Source organism: Dermabacter sp. HMSC06F07 (assembly GCF_001807345.1).
GTDB classification, from domain to species: Bacteria; Actinomycetota; Actinomycetes; order Actinomycetales; family Dermabacteraceae; genus Dermabacter; species Dermabacter hominis.
The window spans coordinates 1-15,725 of sequence record NZ_KV788581.1 but is presented as its reverse complement, the minus strand read 5'-3'; the positions used below and the strand labels follow the sequence as shown (position 1 = coordinate 15,725).

General features: G+C 61.4%; 15 protein-coding genes. 9 read left to right on the top strand and 6 right to left on the bottom strand.

All coding sequences use genetic code 11. The features are described 5' to 3' along the window. Positions 1–30 precede the first annotated feature (30 nt). Together HMPREF3157_RS04390 and HMPREF3157_RS04385 are read left to right on the top strand one after the other, a co-directional pair. Positions 31–387, top strand: coding sequence for an ArsR/SmtB family transcription factor (locus HMPREF3157_RS04390; protein WP_246816508.1), 357 nt, complete (start codon positions 31–33; stop codon positions 385–387). Further along, positions 380–1,327: a cation diffusion facilitator family transporter gene (locus tag HMPREF3157_RS04385; protein ID WP_070435633.1), complete on the top strand. Its 948-nt coding sequence runs from the start codon at positions 380–382 to the stop codon at positions 1,325–1,327. The genes HMPREF3157_RS04390 and HMPREF3157_RS04385 overlap by 8 nt, the downstream gene beginning before the upstream one ends. A 108-nt stretch (positions 1,328–1,435) precedes the next feature. Here HMPREF3157_RS04385 and HMPREF3157_RS04380 read toward each other — a convergent pair whose 3' ends face one another. Further along, positions 1,436–1,975, bottom strand: coding sequence for a hypothetical protein (locus HMPREF3157_RS04380; RefSeq protein ID WP_141740617.1), 540 nt, complete (start codon positions 1,973–1,975; stop codon positions 1,436–1,438). 252 nt (positions 1,976–2,227) lie between these two features. On the opposite strand from HMPREF3157_RS04380, the gene HMPREF3157_RS04375 reads away from it, so the two are divergent. After that, positions 2,228–3,169 carry a restriction endonuclease gene (locus HMPREF3157_RS04375; RefSeq protein ID WP_061212272.1) on the top strand — a complete coding sequence of 314 codons (942 nt, stop codon included), beginning with the start codon at positions 2,228–2,230 and terminating at the stop codon, positions 3,167–3,169. Positions 3,170–3,219: 50 nt separating this feature from the next. Here HMPREF3157_RS04375 and HMPREF3157_RS04370 read toward each other — a convergent pair whose 3' ends face one another. From HMPREF3157_RS04370 to HMPREF3157_RS10405, 3 genes are all read right to left on the bottom strand, one after another. After that, positions 3,220–4,047: a phosphoenolpyruvate hydrolase family protein gene (locus HMPREF3157_RS04370; RefSeq protein ID WP_061212273.1), complete on the bottom strand. Its 828-nt coding sequence runs from the start codon at positions 4,045–4,047 to the stop codon at positions 3,220–3,222. 1 nt (position 4,048) lies between these two features. After that, on the bottom strand, positions 4,049–5,290 hold the full coding sequence (locus HMPREF3157_RS04365) for a Tm-1-like ATP-binding domain-containing protein (RefSeq protein ID WP_070435631.1): 1,242 nt from the start codon (positions 5,288–5,290) through the stop codon (positions 4,049–4,051). 362 nt (positions 5,291–5,652) lie between these two features. Further along, entirely contained in the window at positions 5,653–5,898 is a 246-nt protein-coding gene (locus tag HMPREF3157_RS10405) for a hypothetical protein (protein WP_141740616.1), read from the bottom strand. 484 nt (positions 5,899–6,382) lie between these two features. Between HMPREF3157_RS10405 and HMPREF3157_RS04355 the strand changes: the two genes are divergently transcribed. From HMPREF3157_RS04355 to HMPREF3157_RS04335, 5 genes are all read left to right on the top strand, one after another. After that, positions 6,383–6,721 (top strand): hypothetical protein, encoded by a 339-nt coding sequence (locus HMPREF3157_RS04355; RefSeq protein ID WP_070435629.1) that lies wholly within the window; start codon positions 6,383–6,385, stop codon positions 6,719–6,721. Positions 6,722–6,747: 26 nt separating this feature from the next. Continuing rightward, positions 6,748–7,995, top strand: coding sequence for a hypothetical protein (locus HMPREF3157_RS04350; protein ID WP_070435628.1), 1,248 nt, complete (start codon positions 6,748–6,750; stop codon positions 7,993–7,995). Between the two features lie 72 nt (positions 7,996–8,067). Then, positions 8,068–8,583 carry a hypothetical protein gene (locus HMPREF3157_RS04345; protein WP_070435627.1) on the top strand — a complete coding sequence of 172 codons (516 nt, stop codon included), beginning with the start codon at positions 8,068–8,070 and terminating at the stop codon, positions 8,581–8,583. Then, complete coding sequence (locus HMPREF3157_RS04340) at positions 8,580–9,362, top strand: hypothetical protein (protein WP_070435626.1); 783 nt, start codon at positions 8,580–8,582, stop codon at positions 9,360–9,362. Before HMPREF3157_RS04345 ends, HMPREF3157_RS04340 begins: the two co-directional genes overlap by 4 nt. 43 nt (positions 9,363–9,405) lie before the next feature. Then, positions 9,406–9,786 carry a hypothetical protein gene (locus tag HMPREF3157_RS04335; protein WP_070435625.1) on the top strand — a complete coding sequence of 127 codons (381 nt, stop codon included), beginning with the start codon at positions 9,406–9,408 and terminating at the stop codon, positions 9,784–9,786. Between the two features lie 24 nt (positions 9,787–9,810). On the opposite strand, the gene HMPREF3157_RS04330 is transcribed toward HMPREF3157_RS04335, so the two are convergent. Then, complete coding sequence (locus HMPREF3157_RS04330) at positions 9,811–10,545, bottom strand: ABC transporter ATP-binding protein (protein ID WP_070435624.1); 735 nt, start codon at positions 10,543–10,545, stop codon at positions 9,811–9,813. 9 nt (positions 10,546–10,554) lie between these two features. After that, positions 10,555–12,852, bottom strand: coding sequence for an ABC transporter permease (locus tag HMPREF3157_RS04325; RefSeq protein ID WP_070435623.1), 2,298 nt, complete (start codon positions 12,850–12,852; stop codon positions 10,555–10,557). 215 nt (positions 12,853–13,067) lie between these two features. Here HMPREF3157_RS04325 and HMPREF3157_RS04320 point away from each other — a divergent pair, with 215 nt between their 5' ends. Continuing rightward, complete coding sequence (locus HMPREF3157_RS04320) at positions 13,068–15,539, top strand: choice-of-anchor M domain-containing protein (protein ID WP_070435622.1); 2,472 nt, start codon at positions 13,068–13,070, stop codon at positions 15,537–15,539. Positions 15,540–15,725 lie beyond the last annotated feature (186 nt).

Here is a 15,725-nt window from a genome sequence, read left to right as displayed (position 1 = left end):
AACATCGACTAAAGGCGATATTATCGACCCATGGCGATGTATGTGGGTGAAGAAACCTCCCTCGAAGAACGTGAGAACTGGGTGACTCTCTTTAAGAGCCTCGCCGATGGTCATCGGCTTCAGATCATCCAGCATTTGCTGTTAGGCGAACACCGCGTGACGGACCTCGTCGAGCACGTGGGTCTTGCGCAATCGACAGTGTCAACGCCCGTGGCCTCGCTACGAAAAAGTGGGCTTCTCGCAAGCCACACGCATGGCCGCGCGACGTACTACACCTTGGCGCATCCCGAGGAAACGAAGACGCTTCTCGCGGCGGCAACGGCCTTCTTCGACGGCACCGAAAAACTGAGGCAAACCTCGCAGCCGGAGAGCACGAGCCATGACTAAATCATCCGTGTCGCGCAGGCGCAAGCACTCTCACGAGGCACACGACCACAGCATCTCTGCCGACGCCGACCGCACGACTCTGTGGGTGGCCTTGATTGTGCTGAGCGTCTTTATGGTCGCCGAAGTCATCGTCAGCCTTCTGACTGGCTCCCTCGCACTGCTGTCGGATGCCGGGCACATGCTGTCGGACGTCGGAGCGATCGGGCTAGCGCTATGGACCATTCGCCTCGCCGCTCGGCCTGCCCAAGGGGCGTGGACCTGGGGCCTCAAACGCGTGGAAACCATCTCCGCCGCGGTCAACGGCATTACGCTCCTGATCGTGGCTGGAGTCATCGCTGTGGAGGCAGTCCGGCGTCTGTTCGAACCACCCGAGGTCGACGGTGGCCCCGTGCTCATCGTTGCCCTGGTCGGGGTGGTCGTGAACATCGTCGTCGCGTGGTTGGTTGCTCGCGCCAATCGCTCAAGCCTCAATATCGAAGGTGCTTACCAACACATTCTCACCGACCTCTACGGCTTCCTCGGAACCATTGTTGCCGCGCTCATCATCATGGTGACCGGGTGGACTTTTGCCGATGTCCTTGCGTCCCTTCTGGTGTGTGCCCTCATGGTGCACGCAGCGTGGAATCTCTTGCGCGCCGTCGGCCGAATTCTGCTCGAAGCAGCCCCGGAAGGAATTGACCTCGAGGAAGTCACCACCCACTTTCTTGAACTTCCCCACGTGCAGCGCGTGCATGACCTGCATGTGTGGAGCGTCGCGAGCGACCTGCCGGCACTATCAGCCCACATTGTTGTCGACGACGAGTGCTTTACCGACGGACATATTCCCGAATTACTCGGCCAAGTGCAGCACTGCGTCGCGGGACATTTCGACGTTGAACACTCCACCTTCCAGTTCGAGCCGCCTCATCACGGGCCAAAAGAACTCTCCGTTCACCCTTGAGCCGGCAAGGAGCACTGATCCGGCACTTTCCCGAGCAACGGAAGGGGTGCCTGCAAGCAAAGTTCCTCCTTGGCGAACGAGATGAGCGTGAACTTGAGTGCCTGGGCTCTATAGATAATCGCAAAAGTCCGCCAGTTCCTGGCCGACGCGAGAGATGTACGTCGGCAGCGCCATGCCTGTCATTGACGAGTAGTGAGTGATCCGAGCGACCTGAGTGTCATCTCCGCAACACTCCCGAAGTGCACCGAGGGATGCGGGATCATGAAGTGCTCTGAAGGCCTCTGCACCAAGACCAATGATGAGGGGGTCGTGGCTACCGAGGGTTTGGAGTTCCTTGCACAGACCCTCGATCTGCTGGCGCACGAAGCGTGGATCCCGTAGAAGCTTGTTGATGGGCATCGACTTGCTGCTTCGGAACGGCGCGAGCGTACCGTTCTGCATTTTCACGAGATCGGTAATGTACGCGCCCTCGAGTCCATTGCCTTTGCATGCCTCACGTAGACGCTTATCGCTTGTGCGACCACACTCTTCATGAAAACTGGCGAAGCTTAAGCGACCAGTGACGGCGGTGATGCCCGCCGCTCTCTCGGCAAAGTTGAGGGCGACGAGTACAAGATCTGTGCGTAGCGAGGGGAGCTCGGTATCCAAGTGGTGTTGGCTCCGCACGCCTGCGAAAGTTCGAACGACGGAATCGAGTATTAGCTGCGGAGCCCGGATGGGGTCGGGGTGCCAAGTCGATTCATTCCACATGGCCCAACTTCCACAGAGCCCGTAGCGTGTGCGCATCAATTCGTAAACGCCGTAGTCAATTGACGAGCACCTCGATAGTTGGGTCTTCCGTTGGCTGTCTCTCAGGGTAGCGTTGGAGGAAACCAGCCCAATTTCGTAAGGACCATCTCTATGGCTACCGATCGCATCCCCACCATTGACGAGTTCCGCCCAGTTGTACTGACCGTTCTTGCTGATGGTGAAGACCGTCGATTCGGTGAGCTCTGCGAACTAGTTGCCGACTTCGTTGGACTGAGCACTCAGGCGCGAAGCGAAAAAGTTGATTCTGGCGATTCTCGATACAAGAACCGCATCGGCTGGGCGTGCTCAGCCATGACTAAGGCCGGGCTTCTCGAACGCCCGAAGCGAGGAACCTATCGCATCACCCCCAACGGGCTGACGGTTGCCAGCCGCAAGCTTGCGACCTACACGGAGAAAGACCTTGCGGAGTGGGAGGCGTGGCGGGAATACCAGGATGAGGTCGCTGCGCGCAGGTCTGTTGATGAATCCTCTGCTGTTCCGGTGTCCGAGATCGAACAGGATGCTGATCCTGTCGAGGCCATCGCTGCGCGCACGCGTGACTTCAATGCGCAAGTCGAAACCGACCTTCGCAAGCGCTTGCAGGAAAACTCGCCAGAGTTCTTCGAAAAAGCCGTCATCGACTTGTTGTGGGCGATGGGCTACGGCGGCGATTATGGCGAGAAGCAGCATGTTGGGCGCTCGGGCGATGGCGGGATTGATGGCATCATCCACCAGGATGCACTCGGCCTCACGAACGTGTATATCCAGGCGAAACGCTATGCCGACACCAACAGGGTGGGAGAGCCCGAGATCCGTAACTTCATCGGCTCTCTCGATGCGCAGGGCGCAAACCTCGGTGTATTCATCACGACCTCAACATTTCTAGACCGAGCGAAAGTTACCGCTGCCGGTTACCGTCACGGGCGGATCGTGCTGATCGACGGCTTGCGCCTCACGAAGCTGATGCTCGCCTACGGCGTCGGCGTCGAGAAGGCCCACGAGTTCACGCTCTATTCCGTGGACGAGGACTACTTCGAAGAAGACATGCAGTAGAAATGGCCCGCAGCGTGCCAAACGCCGCGGGCCATTGCGAACTTACGCTCTTACTTGTTGAACGTAATTTGAGTGAACTTCTCCGTCTGCTCGCGGATGCCCGTTTCGGTGGGGAACCGCTCGATGGAGGAAGCGCCGTAGAAGCCGACGATGCCGTCGGTGTTATCGAGAATGTATTGAGCATCCTCGGGATTGGCGATCGGGCCGCCGTGGCAGAGGCACAGGATGTCCGGGTTCACGCTTCGTGCAGCGTCGGCAAGTTCCTGGACCTTTGTCGCTGCCTCTTCGAGGCTGAGCGCGGTCTGCGCCCCGATCGTGCCGGAGGTCGTGAGGCCCATATGGGGCACGAGAATATCGGCGCCTGCGGCGGCCATTTCTTTCGCCTGTTCGATGTCGAAGACGTAGGGCGAGGTGAGGAGATCAAGCTCATTCGCCATGCGAATCATGTCGATCTCAGGGCCAAAACCCATGCCGGTCTCCTCAAGATTGGCACGGAAAACACCGTCGATGAGGCCAACCGTCGGAAAATTCTGTACGCCCGCGAAACCGATCTCTTTGACCTGCTTCAAGAAATGCGGCATTACGCGAAACGGGTCTGTGCCGTTCACACCGGCGAGAACGGGAGTGTGCTTTACGACGGGAAGCACCTCGTTCGCCATCTCCATGACGATGCCATTCGCGTCTCCATAGGCGAGGAGCCCGGAAAGTGAGCCGCGGCCAGCCATGCGGAAACGTCCCGAGTTGTAAATGACGAGAAGATCAATCCCGCCGGCCTCCGCCGACTTCGCCGAAATACCCGTTCCGGCACCGCCGCCGATGATGGGTTTTCCGCTTGAGACTTTCGCGCGCAGCTGCTCAAGAATTTCCTTGCGGGACATGTCAGTTCTCCTTCTTTCCCGAATTGTTGCGAATAAGTTCATGGAGGCGCTCTGCCATTGCTCGACCAAAGCCCTCGTCGTTGACAGCGCATTCGTACTCATGAATGGGGACACCGCTGCCCTCGAGGTTTGTTTTCACAGCGTCAAAAAGGGCGGCATCTGCCTCGGGGTCATAAAAGGGACCGCCCTCAACATCGATGCCGCTCAAGCCTTTCGTGGGAATAAACAGCTCGCTAGGCCCCGTTGCGGCAGCGAGCTTTGTTCCAATGCGCCGACCGAGCTCTTCCGTTTCACTGCGGGACGTGCGCATAAGAGTCACCGTAGGGTTGTGCACGACGAACGTGCGCCCATCGAACTTACTCGAGACCGTGTCCTTCGGCCCAAAGTTCACCATGTCGAGAGCGCCAAGGCTCACCACCTGAGGCGTGCCCATCCGCCCCGCCATCTCAAGTCGCTCAGGGCCAGCGCTGAGCACCCCGCCCACGAGATCATCGGCAAGCTCTGTTGTCGTCAGGTCACAAACACCGGCAAGCAACCCAGACTCAATAAGCTTCTCCATCGCGCGGCCGCCCGCTCCTGTCGCATGGAAGACGAGCACCTCATACCCCAGCTCAGTGAGGGTCTTGCGGGCTTCATCCGCGGCCGGCGTCGTGAGTCCAAACATCGAAAGCCCCACGAGTGGGCGGTGCTCGCCGGAGGTGCTCGTGAGGCGAGCTTCGTAAGCCTTCGCCATTCCTGCGATGCCCGCCGCGGCGTTACCGAGCACCATCGCCGAAATCCGATTCACCCCCGCGACATCCACGACCGAATACATGATGGTCGTGTCAGTTTCGCCGACATACGGAGAAACGTCGCCCGAGGCCATGGTCGACACAAGCAACTTCGGAAAGCCCACCGGCACCGCCTGCATCGCGGGTGCCGCCACAGACGAACCGCCCGAGCCGCCGACAGCAAGAATGCCGTGAATACGCCCCTCTTCCGCGAGCTTCTGCACGATCTTTGCGGCGCCGCGGCCCATGACAGCCATCATTTCGCCGCGGTCGCGGCGCTCCCGAAGTTTCGCGGCATCCTCGCCGGCAGCGTCGATAACCTCGTCGGAAGAAACATCCGCGAAATCGGCCGTGGAAAATGAGCCGACATCGACGGCGAGTACTCCCACCCCAAGTTCCGCAAGGTGCTCCTTCAACCAGGCATAATCCTCGGCCTTCGTGTCGAGCGTTCCTACTAAAGCGATGGTCGTCATCAGGCACTCCTTCGTCTTCGACTCACTCCACGCTACGCCTCGGGCTTGTGTGCAGAGTAAAAAGGGAGTGGCTTCTTTGAACAAGAGGTTTAGCCGTGATCGTAAAGGTTGCCGAAGCGAGGTTGCAGGTGATACCGAAGTGAGAGAAGCGGAAAGCCATCATCACGAGGTTCCGGCCTAGCTCGAACCTTCGCACCGGTTCTGAGAGGCGGCATGCCGCGGCGTCTCTTCATCGACCTCATGCGGCTTCGAAAGACTCCGCATTGCGTCGTGCGGGATCACCAAGAGCTTCTTTCCTGATTAGAAAGTTGACGACCAGGGAGCTTCGCGGGGCGGAGTCGCTACCATCCCCGCTCCTTGCCTCAGGCCGCGAGCAATGGTCGTAAAAGATTCGAAATCTGCTCGTTGATGGGCGTGCTCGAATGGAGATCCAAGCGGTCAATGATGGCCTGACGAACGTCGGGCGCCAGCACTTCCAGGAACGCGCCGGGTCCAAGTCTTTCTGGTCCAAGTTCTTCGGGCGAGAAGCCAGCTTCGGCTTTAGCTTGGAGTTCGGCGATTCCCTCGGGTGTAAATCCGGGTACAGCGTCGACGACTTCGTAGCTCATCGCTTCCTCCTTGGCATGTGCACCTTCCGAACCGGCATTGCGTGAATCACCATCTAGAAGTCACTCCGATTGAGCACGGACGACCCTTTTCGCTTAGGACGCGTGGGCGGTCTCAGCCTCAGCTTAAATTTGAAAGAAGTGGACGACAACCATTGCCCAGCCGATATCTCAATCATCTTGTGCAGGCAGAGAGGTATCAATGCACAGGTGGAAAATGTGGAAAACGTTGGTGGGAGAATTGCGGGAGAGTCACGTGCATGTCGAGGCATCCGGTTAAGGCCCGGCAAGCGTCGGAAACAAAACTGCGAACGACATGGTTGCCTGCCCACCCAACTGGACCACCATCCAGCGGCCGCGGAAACGCTGTGCGCCCGCGCCGTGACGGAGCACTCAGGTTTGTTATCTGTTCGTGATGTTAACTGGGTCCCGCAAGGGGAGCTCGAACAGCTTGTAGGCCACGAACTCGACGATTCGGGAGAGCTAGATGTTTTACGACATCGACGACAAGGCCGTGCGCGGCACGATTTCGAATACCAGGGGAACCGTCCCCGCGATCGAATCATCCAACAGAGACCTCAAGAACGGCGCGTCGGACTTGGGGGGATCGCTGCTGCACAGCAAACAAACGTCGGGCGCGCTCGCGGGGGACGTTGCGTCAGCTTTCGAATCAGCGGGCCAGGCGCTCGTGGAAATGGTGAACAACAACATCGATTCCACGGACGATGCGGTGCAGAAGTACACCCAGGGCGATCAGCTCATGTGCACGGCGGCTAATGCTGGTAACCAGCAGGCCCATGTGAGCGATATGCCCGGCATGCAGTGAAAATGATCGACGAGTGAGGAACTGCAATGACTTTTGACGTACCGGAAATCGAAGACCCGTCGATCGTGACCGGTGGTGCCTCGGAGATCCGCACCGCTGGCGAGAATGTCCAACAGAAGATGAGGGACACCTCGAATGCCTGGCAGCCCATCAGCGGGCAGTACCACGCTCCTGAGGAGGGTCAGGTGCACCGCGCCATGAGGACCCCCGAAGAAATGGCTGACGAAATTATGAAGTCGGCCGGCAAGGTTGCCGACGGTTTGGATACCTACGCGGACAAACTGGGGCCGCTCAGGACGCGAAAGACTGACCTCGAAAACGAGATCAAGGAGTACGAAGCGGCGAAGGCGCTAGCGGACCCCACTGACGCTGCTGCTCAGGCCTCGCTTGCCGCGTGGGAGCTGAGATTGCAGAATAAGTGCACCCAGCTGCGGATTGACCGTGATGCGGCGGATTCGGCGTGCGCGAACTCGATCAGAAACACGACCGAGAGCGCCGGCGCCGTGATCGGGAAAAAGCTCCTGGGGGCCATCACCCGCGGGAACAATGTTGAAGGTGCCATGGGGGCGCTGCTCCAGTTCGGGAAGCTCGGTACAGACTTCGTCAAGTACTACAGCACGTACTTTTTCTATACGAACGGCAGCATCAAGATTCGGCAGGGGTGGGCACCTAAGCTTCTGCAAAATATCGCTAAAAAGGGCGAGTTCGGCAAGGGGCTTGTCAAGGGCCTGACCGGCTGGGACGCGGATGCCGTTACCAATGGTGGTCAGTTCCTCGCGAAGAACTCGCCGATGAACCCCCTGGCCAAGCCCAATTCGTTCGGTGGCGCGCTCCAGGCGGTCATTGGCCGCAGCATGCTCAAGCTTGAAGGCAAGCATTCGCGAGTGCCGCACGCTCACAGCCAGGGGCTGACGAAAGCCAAGTGGGGCAAGGTCGCTACGGGCGCGAAATGGGTATCCCGGGCAGGCACAGGAATCTCGGCTGCGACTACCGCGGTGGACTCGTGGCAAACCGACTCAAAGATTCACCCGAACATGGGCAACGTGGAAAAGGGCGCGCGCGCAGGCGTGTCTGCTGCCGGCGCTACGGCAGGCGGCTGGGCCGGCGGCAAGGCCGGTGCGGCCATGGGCGCTGCGATCGGCTCCTTCGGCGGCCCGGTTGGTACCGTGGTGGGCGGTGTTGCCGGCGGCATCATCGGCGGCGTCGCTGGCGGAGCGGCAGGTGGTTGGCTTGCGAACAAGGTGAAGGATCCCATTGGCAATCTCTTCGACTGACGCGCAAAAACGCCGAGCTACTGCGGTTTCTATTGATCGCGTACGTCGAAAACGAGGATGTGAGGAGAGGCAATGCCCGATTCGGGTAAGTCAGTACCCGCAGAGATGACGACCTATACGCACCCGGACATGGTCGTCGATGTGTTCGCACCTCGCGGGTGGGAAGAAGACACGTCGGGAGCTGACCGAGGCGTCTTCATTTACCTTTCGGATGAAATCTGGAACGAGCAGTTCCGCCCGAACATCGTGCTCATCCAGAGGAAGGCCGAGGCGGGCATCGAGACCCTGGAAGGGCTCGCGGCGATCCAGGACGAGGTCGAGGATTCCTACGCGGATACGCTCGACGAATACCGGCTCATGCATCTTGATGCGGACACCGTCGGCGTTCAGGGCGTGCCGGGGCTGCAACGCATTGCGACGTACACCAACCCCGACGGCATCCCGCTGGTGATGTTCCAGTGGACCGCGGTGCACAACGGCGTCCACGTTGACCTCACCATCACGTACCCCACCGAGCTGCTGGGCGAGAGAGCGCAGCTGATCTTGAACATGGGGCACAGCCTGCTGTGGAAGGAGTCGGCACAGTGACTGAGCAGATCAACACGGGCAGCGACGGCACAGCGGTGGAACTCGGCTTCGAGAGCTTCATGATGCTGCTCGAAAAGGGAATTCCCAACGAGGGCCTTCGAGTCGTTGACGTGAACGATCAGGTCGTGGCAAGTGATGGTCGCGTTGCCGACGGCACCGAGGGCATCTGGCGCACCCTCAAGGACTATCGCTACCAGCTTACGATCACGTCGGTTGCCGGCAACGGAGCGGAAGACAACCGCTTCCTGTGGCTCGGGCCGGACGGCTGCGTGAGCGCCCAGACCGTTTTGACGGGCGAGGTCTCTGCTGCGCCGAGTTTCGTGCTCAAGTCGCATCAGCTCTCGAGCAGGTACACCGTGCTTTATGATCTCGCGGATCTCACGCCCGTCGCCGACAAAGACTTCACGTCGAATGACTCGGTGAAGATCGACGCGGAAACGTGGGAGAACCTCGTTCTCGAGCCCGGGGAAGAAGACAAACTCCATAAGGCCCAGCAGGATGTCGCCGCGACCGTGCGCGAGGTCTCACCGGGCGTGGCCAGCGACGTGACCCAGGGCCTCTACGAGCAGGTCGTTGTGGCCTCGGAGAAGCAGACCGAGAATGGCCCGAAGCCGATCGCGACCGCGTGGGTCTCGACCCCGCACGGCTACCTGTCCTTCTATTCCGAGCCGCGCAAGATCTTCGGTAGCTCCCACTACCTTCAGCCAACCGATGCGTGGGTGCTGTACATGATGGCCGCCCATCAGCTTCCCTCCCAGCAGCAGATCTCCGCGTGGTAAGAGGTGCCGTCGCTCGGCGGTGGCGAGAGAGGAGGATGGACGCATGAAGATTCTTCTGTGGGTCCTCATCTTCGTTGTCACCACGGCGATCTTTGCGTTCTACATGTTCCATGTTCGGTATCAGGAGAACGCCGAGTGGTACGACGACTACCGCGAGATTCCGAACCTATGGATCCTGCCCTATTGCACGCCGGTTTTTAGCGTCGGGGCGCTGCTCATTCTTCACGAGGAACTGGGGTATCCGGGCGGCGCGTTCGTGGCTGAGCCGCTGCGGATCCTCGGGATCATCACCGTGGTCATGATCCCCATCGGCATTCTCGGTGGGATTGGGGTGCCGCTTCCCTGGCCGTTGGCGCCGCGCTGGGTTGTCGAGCGACGCAAGAAGGATCGCGCCGCGCGAAAGCGCACCACCTCCGACGCCTAAACCGAAAGACCAGAGCAGCAGCGCCTATATTCCCCGCGCCGCCATCACCTGGCGCACGGGACTCATGCGCTCCTCGTGCTCGCGAGCGCTATACGCGCCGAGCTTCAGATCATCCGTGAGGCGACCATCCACGAGGATCACGAGGCGGCTCGCACGCGCGGCAACCTGCGGATCGTGCGTCACGAGAATGAGCGTTGTGCCGGCGTCATTGAGGCGCGAAAGCACATCGAGAATCTGCTGACTCATCGCCTGATTGAGCGCGCCCGTGGGCTCATCGCCAAACACCACGCTCGCGCCGTTAATGAGTGCGCGGCAAATCCCCGCGCGCTGCAATTGCCCACCGGAAGCCTGCCCGGGCAGGTGATCGGCGATCGACGCGATCCCGATGTCGGACATGAGTTCCTCGGCACGCGCCACGATTTCACTGCGCGGACGCTCACCCGCGAGGAGTCCGGGCAACACGATGTTGTCGCGCAGATCAAGGCTCTGCAGAAGGTGCGGTTCTTGAAAAACGAAGCCGATATGACGCAAGCGAACGTCGGCAAGCTCCCGCTCCCCAAGCCCCGTGAGTTCCCGCCCGCCGAGCGTGACCGTGCCGGCCGTGGGCCGATCCATTCCCGAAAGCATGTGGAGAAGAGTCGTTTTCCCCGAGCCCGAAGGTCCCATGATCACCACGAACTCCCCGGCTGCAACCTCGAGGTCGATGCCGTGTAGCACGCGTTGGCTGTAATCCTTGATGATTCCTGACGCGCTCAGCATGAGATTCTCCTAGTCGCGAAGGGCGAGGGTGTGAAGGCGAAGTGTGGACGTGCGAGTCGCGAGCAGCACGCACGCGAAAACTGCCGCCGGAACAAGCAGCCACGCAACCCACGGATTTGGCATGAGGGAGATTCCGGGGGCACCCATCTGCCCCATGACGAGCCGGAACAGGGGTTGGGTGGCGAGGGAGGCGAGGGCCACGCCCGCGGCAACGCCCACAATTCCGACGCTTGCTAACTGCACCATGTGCATGCGCGTGAGCGCGGTGTTTCTCATCCCGAGTGCCGTGAGTGAGGCGAGTTCACGCCCGCTGCGCGCGATGAGAAGCACCACGAAAAGGGCGACGATGAGGAATGTTTGCCCAAGCGCGATCGCCGCCGCGATCCACGTGACGGTGCGCAGCTGCGCGATCGCGCCGCCCATCGTTTGCGAGGCGTAATCCGCCATGTGCGTGACCCGCGCTCCGGGGAACTCGTGCGAGAGCCTCGCGGCAACGGCGTTGGCATCCTCACCGGGGGCGAGGCGCACGTACACGAGCTCGGTGAGCGGCTTGGTGGGTGCAGCAAATGCCGCCTTCGCGGTCATGCCGCCGTTCGTGATGTCTTGGTAAATCCCGGAGATCCGTAGCCGTCGGACCTCACCTTCGCCGCGAAGCGTGACCGTTTCGCCCACGCTCGCGCCGAGCTCCTTCGCTTCGTTCACAGAAAGGGAGATCTCCGATGCGGTCGCGGGCGCGGCTCCCTCCTGGTAGGTGAGCGGAAAGGTCGCGTGGTCACCCACCTCGACGAGCACGCTTTCCCACTTGCCTTCGGGGTTTTGGGCCTCGAAGCGGCCCGTGGTGAGATGCGCGGTCTCGGTGACCGCGGGATCGTTTGCGAGGCGCGAGAGGAGGGATGCGGGAGATTCGGCGTTCTCGCTCACATCGATCCGCAAGTCCGCAGAGCCCACGCCGAGATAGGTGGCGAAGTGGGGGTTCGCGAAGGTCGCGGCAATGTTTGCGGGCACGATGATCGCGAATGCGCTGAGCGCGATCACGGCGATGAGCAGAAGATTTTGGGGATTGAGTGCGCCGCGAACGCCAAGAAAATCGGGAACTGTGAGGCGAGTGCGGGCAAGCCGCCACCGAGGGGCGTGCCGAATGCGCGGGCGCGTAGTTCCCGTGCGCAGCGCTTCTGCGGCCGACATTGTGCCGATGCGGCGCATGAGCAGCCAGCACGAGGCCACGATCGCGAGGGTGCCCAAGGCTGCCACGCCTACCGGGGCCGCCACGAGCGCCACGTGGAAGTGAGGCTTACCGATGTACATGAGCACGCCCCGGCTTGCAAGGGTTCCAAGCGGGAACGAAGCGAGAAGGCCCGCGAGCGCACCCGCCGCGGTGAGCGCCGCGTACTTGAGGATGAAAAGACCCTTGAGTTTTCCGATTGGTGCGCCGATCGCTTTGAGTGTCGCGATCTCCGCCATGTCGGTGTGGAAGGCCGCGAGGAAAGCGAAGCGCAGCGCGAGGAGGGCGATCACGATCAGCAGCCCAGCGATGAGGGTGGCGACGATCGCGAGGAGCAGCGCGCTGAGCGCATTCATGAGCGCGAAGATTGTGGAATCAACCATGACGCCGCGTGCGGGAAGTCCCGCGTGGACGTAGGCGTCTTTGACCTCCTGGAGGCTCGCGCCTTCCTTGAGCCGGAATTCGATGAGGTATTCGGGCTCGAGGTGTGCGCGGGCTGCCTCGAAGTCGCTTTCGTTGACGACCATGCGTTTCGAGGTGACCATTGACGGGTTCATTTGGGCATCGCGCGCAAACCCGGCAACCGTCAGAACTTGCGGCGTGCCGCCGACCTCAAGCGTGACCGTGTCTCCCTTTTTCGCGAGATTCTCCGCCTTGTAGTACACGGGAAGCCACACGTGACCAGGGGAGGGGGTCACGCGATTGCCGCTCTCGTCGAGGAGGAGGTCGAAGCGCTTGGGGGAGGTGACGAGGGCGGGCTCGAGCACAGAATCGGCCTGGTTTTTGCCCGCGATGGTGAGGCGTGCTGTGGGAACCGGAAGGGTTTCCATGACGTCGGTGTCGGCGATGCCCGGTTGGGTGCGCGCCCACGCGGTGATGTCTTCCGGATTGAGCGGGCCAGCGTGCATTTGAACGATGTCGGGCGGGCGGGAATCGGCCCAGAAACTCTCGAGGGCAACGGCGGTGCGGGAGAGAAGAACGGCGCTTGTGCACGCGAGGAGGGAAGCGACGGCAACGATCGCGAAGAGCACGAGCGAAACTACACGGTTGCGCCGGAGATCGGCGCGCAAGAGGCGCCAGAGCATGAGTCCTCCCCCCTGGAGGTTGCGGTGGTACTTCCATCATAGTGGGCGGGCTCGCGCCGCAGGTCTCATTTGAAGATGGGGATAACAGCGTGAGACCCCTCGGTTTCAGTGGTGCCTAGGAGGTTCTTTCCACTTGAGATGTGGTGGGCAGACTGGCGGGAGTGATTCTGGCGCTGTACTGTAAATGAGAACAGTTACCATTCGAGGAGGGGTTCATGCGGATTCTCCGCTCCACCTGCGCCACGCTCGCGGCTCTCACGTTCGCCTTCGCGCCCGCCTTCGCGGGGCCCGACGACGACCGTACGGTTCAGACGAACGCGCATATCGACGCGCCCAAGGTCTTTTGGGACAAAGACGCCAAGACATTCCAGATCAACTCCCAATCCAACGGGAAAACGTTCCCGCTGGACAAGACCACTAACTGGGTTGGACGTGGCTACCAGGACGACGGCACGCAAAGCTACATTTTTGACGTGACGAAGGATCCGCGCCTCGCTTTCCTCGGTAAGGAAGGCGACCACCTCTACATGGCGCCCCACAGCCCAGGTCCGGGCAATACCCCGATCTGGTCCGGTTTCGGCGCCGACACGGCAGTGCCCATCGAACAGTTCCAGGACGAGAACTTCACCATCGAGCTGACGGGCTTCAACGGCCCCGGCGAGATGAACATGTTCAACTACTCGAGCTACGGCAACCTGCCGGTCACGCACCTGTTCTCCTCGCACGACAAGGTCTCACGTGCAGTGTGGCTCGACCCGGGCACGCACACCCACAACTTCACGACGTTCACCAAGCCCGGCCGGTACGAGCTCACCTACCAGGCGAGCGCACGCAAGTCCGACGGCACCTTCACCGCCTCGAAGCCCACAACGCTCGTGTGGCGCGTGGGTGGCACTAACCCCGCTGACGAAAAGCTCGGCGACGTCAAGACGGCCTACGCCAAAGCCGCTGGAGTGACCGGCGAATCCACCCCGACCTTCACAATCGCTCCGCACACGGGCAAGAAGAAGGACGGCGACGATCGCCTCACCGACCTCACCTTCGATGCCGGCAACGCCGAAGCAGAAGGCACCGTCGTGTTCTACATCGACGGCTACCACCTTGCCGAAGTGCCCGTGAAGGGCGGCAAGGCCACGTGGAGCGAAATGATCGGCTCGCAGAAGTCGACCTTCCAGGCCGTTTTCGTGCCCACGAAGGGCGCTGCTCGCTGGATCAGCGCGCCGCTCACCTCGAGCACTGGCCAAGCGGCCACGTCGACGAAGGACGCGGGCGACTTCCCCACGGAAACCCCCGACTCTGTCGCAACCGGCTTCCCCAAGGGAGAGGTAAAGGTCAGCTCACGCGACGTGTCGGTGAGCGCGAAGGCCGGCGACAAAGACACCCTGATGAAGCTCTCCACGAAACCTGCCGACGACTCCCTCACCTATCACGTCTCGGGCGGGTTCTACGAAAAGGGCTCCCAGTTCGCGACCTGTGACGTCGATGCCGTCAGTGGCCCCGGCCGCCGAAGCTTCGATATCGACCGCGAAGCATGCATGGGCGACAAGTATGACCTCCGCCTGACCCTCGAGCCGCTTCCGCGTGCCGCAATCGGCAACACCGAAGTCGCGGACTTCGGTCCGGTGACCGCCAAAGGTAAGGAAATCTCGACCCAGTTCTCCGAGAACGGCGCGACGGGCACCCCGGATGCACCGGAAGGCGGGGATGCGTCGGACCCGGGCGCCGGAGATGAAGGGGCCGACGGTTCCCTCCTCAACACCCCCGTGACCATCAACAACGGGCACGTTGACCTGCGTGTTATGGACGTCGACGGAAGCTTCTCCGTCGCCCTCGGCGACGACTCGCGCCAGCACGCGAAGAAGTCCGTGCTTCGCACGATCGACTCGACGACGCTCGAGGTCACGAAGCTCGCGAAGGCCAAGCGCGAAGGTAACGTCCTTGCCGATAAGAGCTACGACGTGCTCGGCCCGAAGGGCAGAGAGCTGTATGTTCTCCCGCAGGCCCAGCAGCAGGGCCGCGTGTGGCCGGGCTTCTCGAGCGAAGAACTCGATCGCGACAAATACCCTGAGGGCGCAACGATGACGCTTACCCCCGTCAGCGCACCCGAAGGCGGTAAGTGGTTCGCGTACACCGAGAACCTCGGCACGATCCAGAAGATGTACGCCACGAGCGAGAAGGCTTCCGACATCCCGCTTCCGCCCGGCACCCACATGCACACCGCGTGGGCATTCACGAAGCCGGGTACGTACACGATCGACGTCACGGCGCACGCTAAGCAGGCGAGTAACGGCGAGCGCAGCGTCGGTGACGGGGAGGCTACGGCCAAGACTCAGCGCCTCACCTTTGTCGTGGGCGAGCAGCCGGGCGGCGACCAGGGCGGCGACCAGGGTGGTGCCGAGGGCCAGGATCCGTCGGACGAAAACCCGGACCAGCCGGGCAACCCCGCTGGCGATGCCGGTGATAGCGATGGGACCGGAGCCGAAGGCGATCCCGCAGGCGCCGGCGCCTCTGACGCCGGTAGCAGTGCACCCGCCGCTTCCGACGCTGGCGGTGCATCCGATGCAGGCGGCGACGATCTGCTGGGCTCCCTTCCGCGCACAGGCGCGAGCGTTGGCCTGACCGTTGCTGCCGCGACCGCGCTCGCGGCCGGCGGTGCGGCGCTCACAAGGCGTCGCAAGAACAGCTAAACACTCACAGCTACAGAAAAGGGCCCGCGCTTCTCCAGGGAGGCGCGGGCCCTTCATACTGCCTCTTCCTGTCTCACATCGTGCGTACTGCTTCTCCCGGTCCCACATCCTCTCCCCGTCTCACATCATGAAGAAAAGTGGGGTTTGGTGCTGTGTCGGGCCGGGAGCGCCGTCGAATCTTCATAA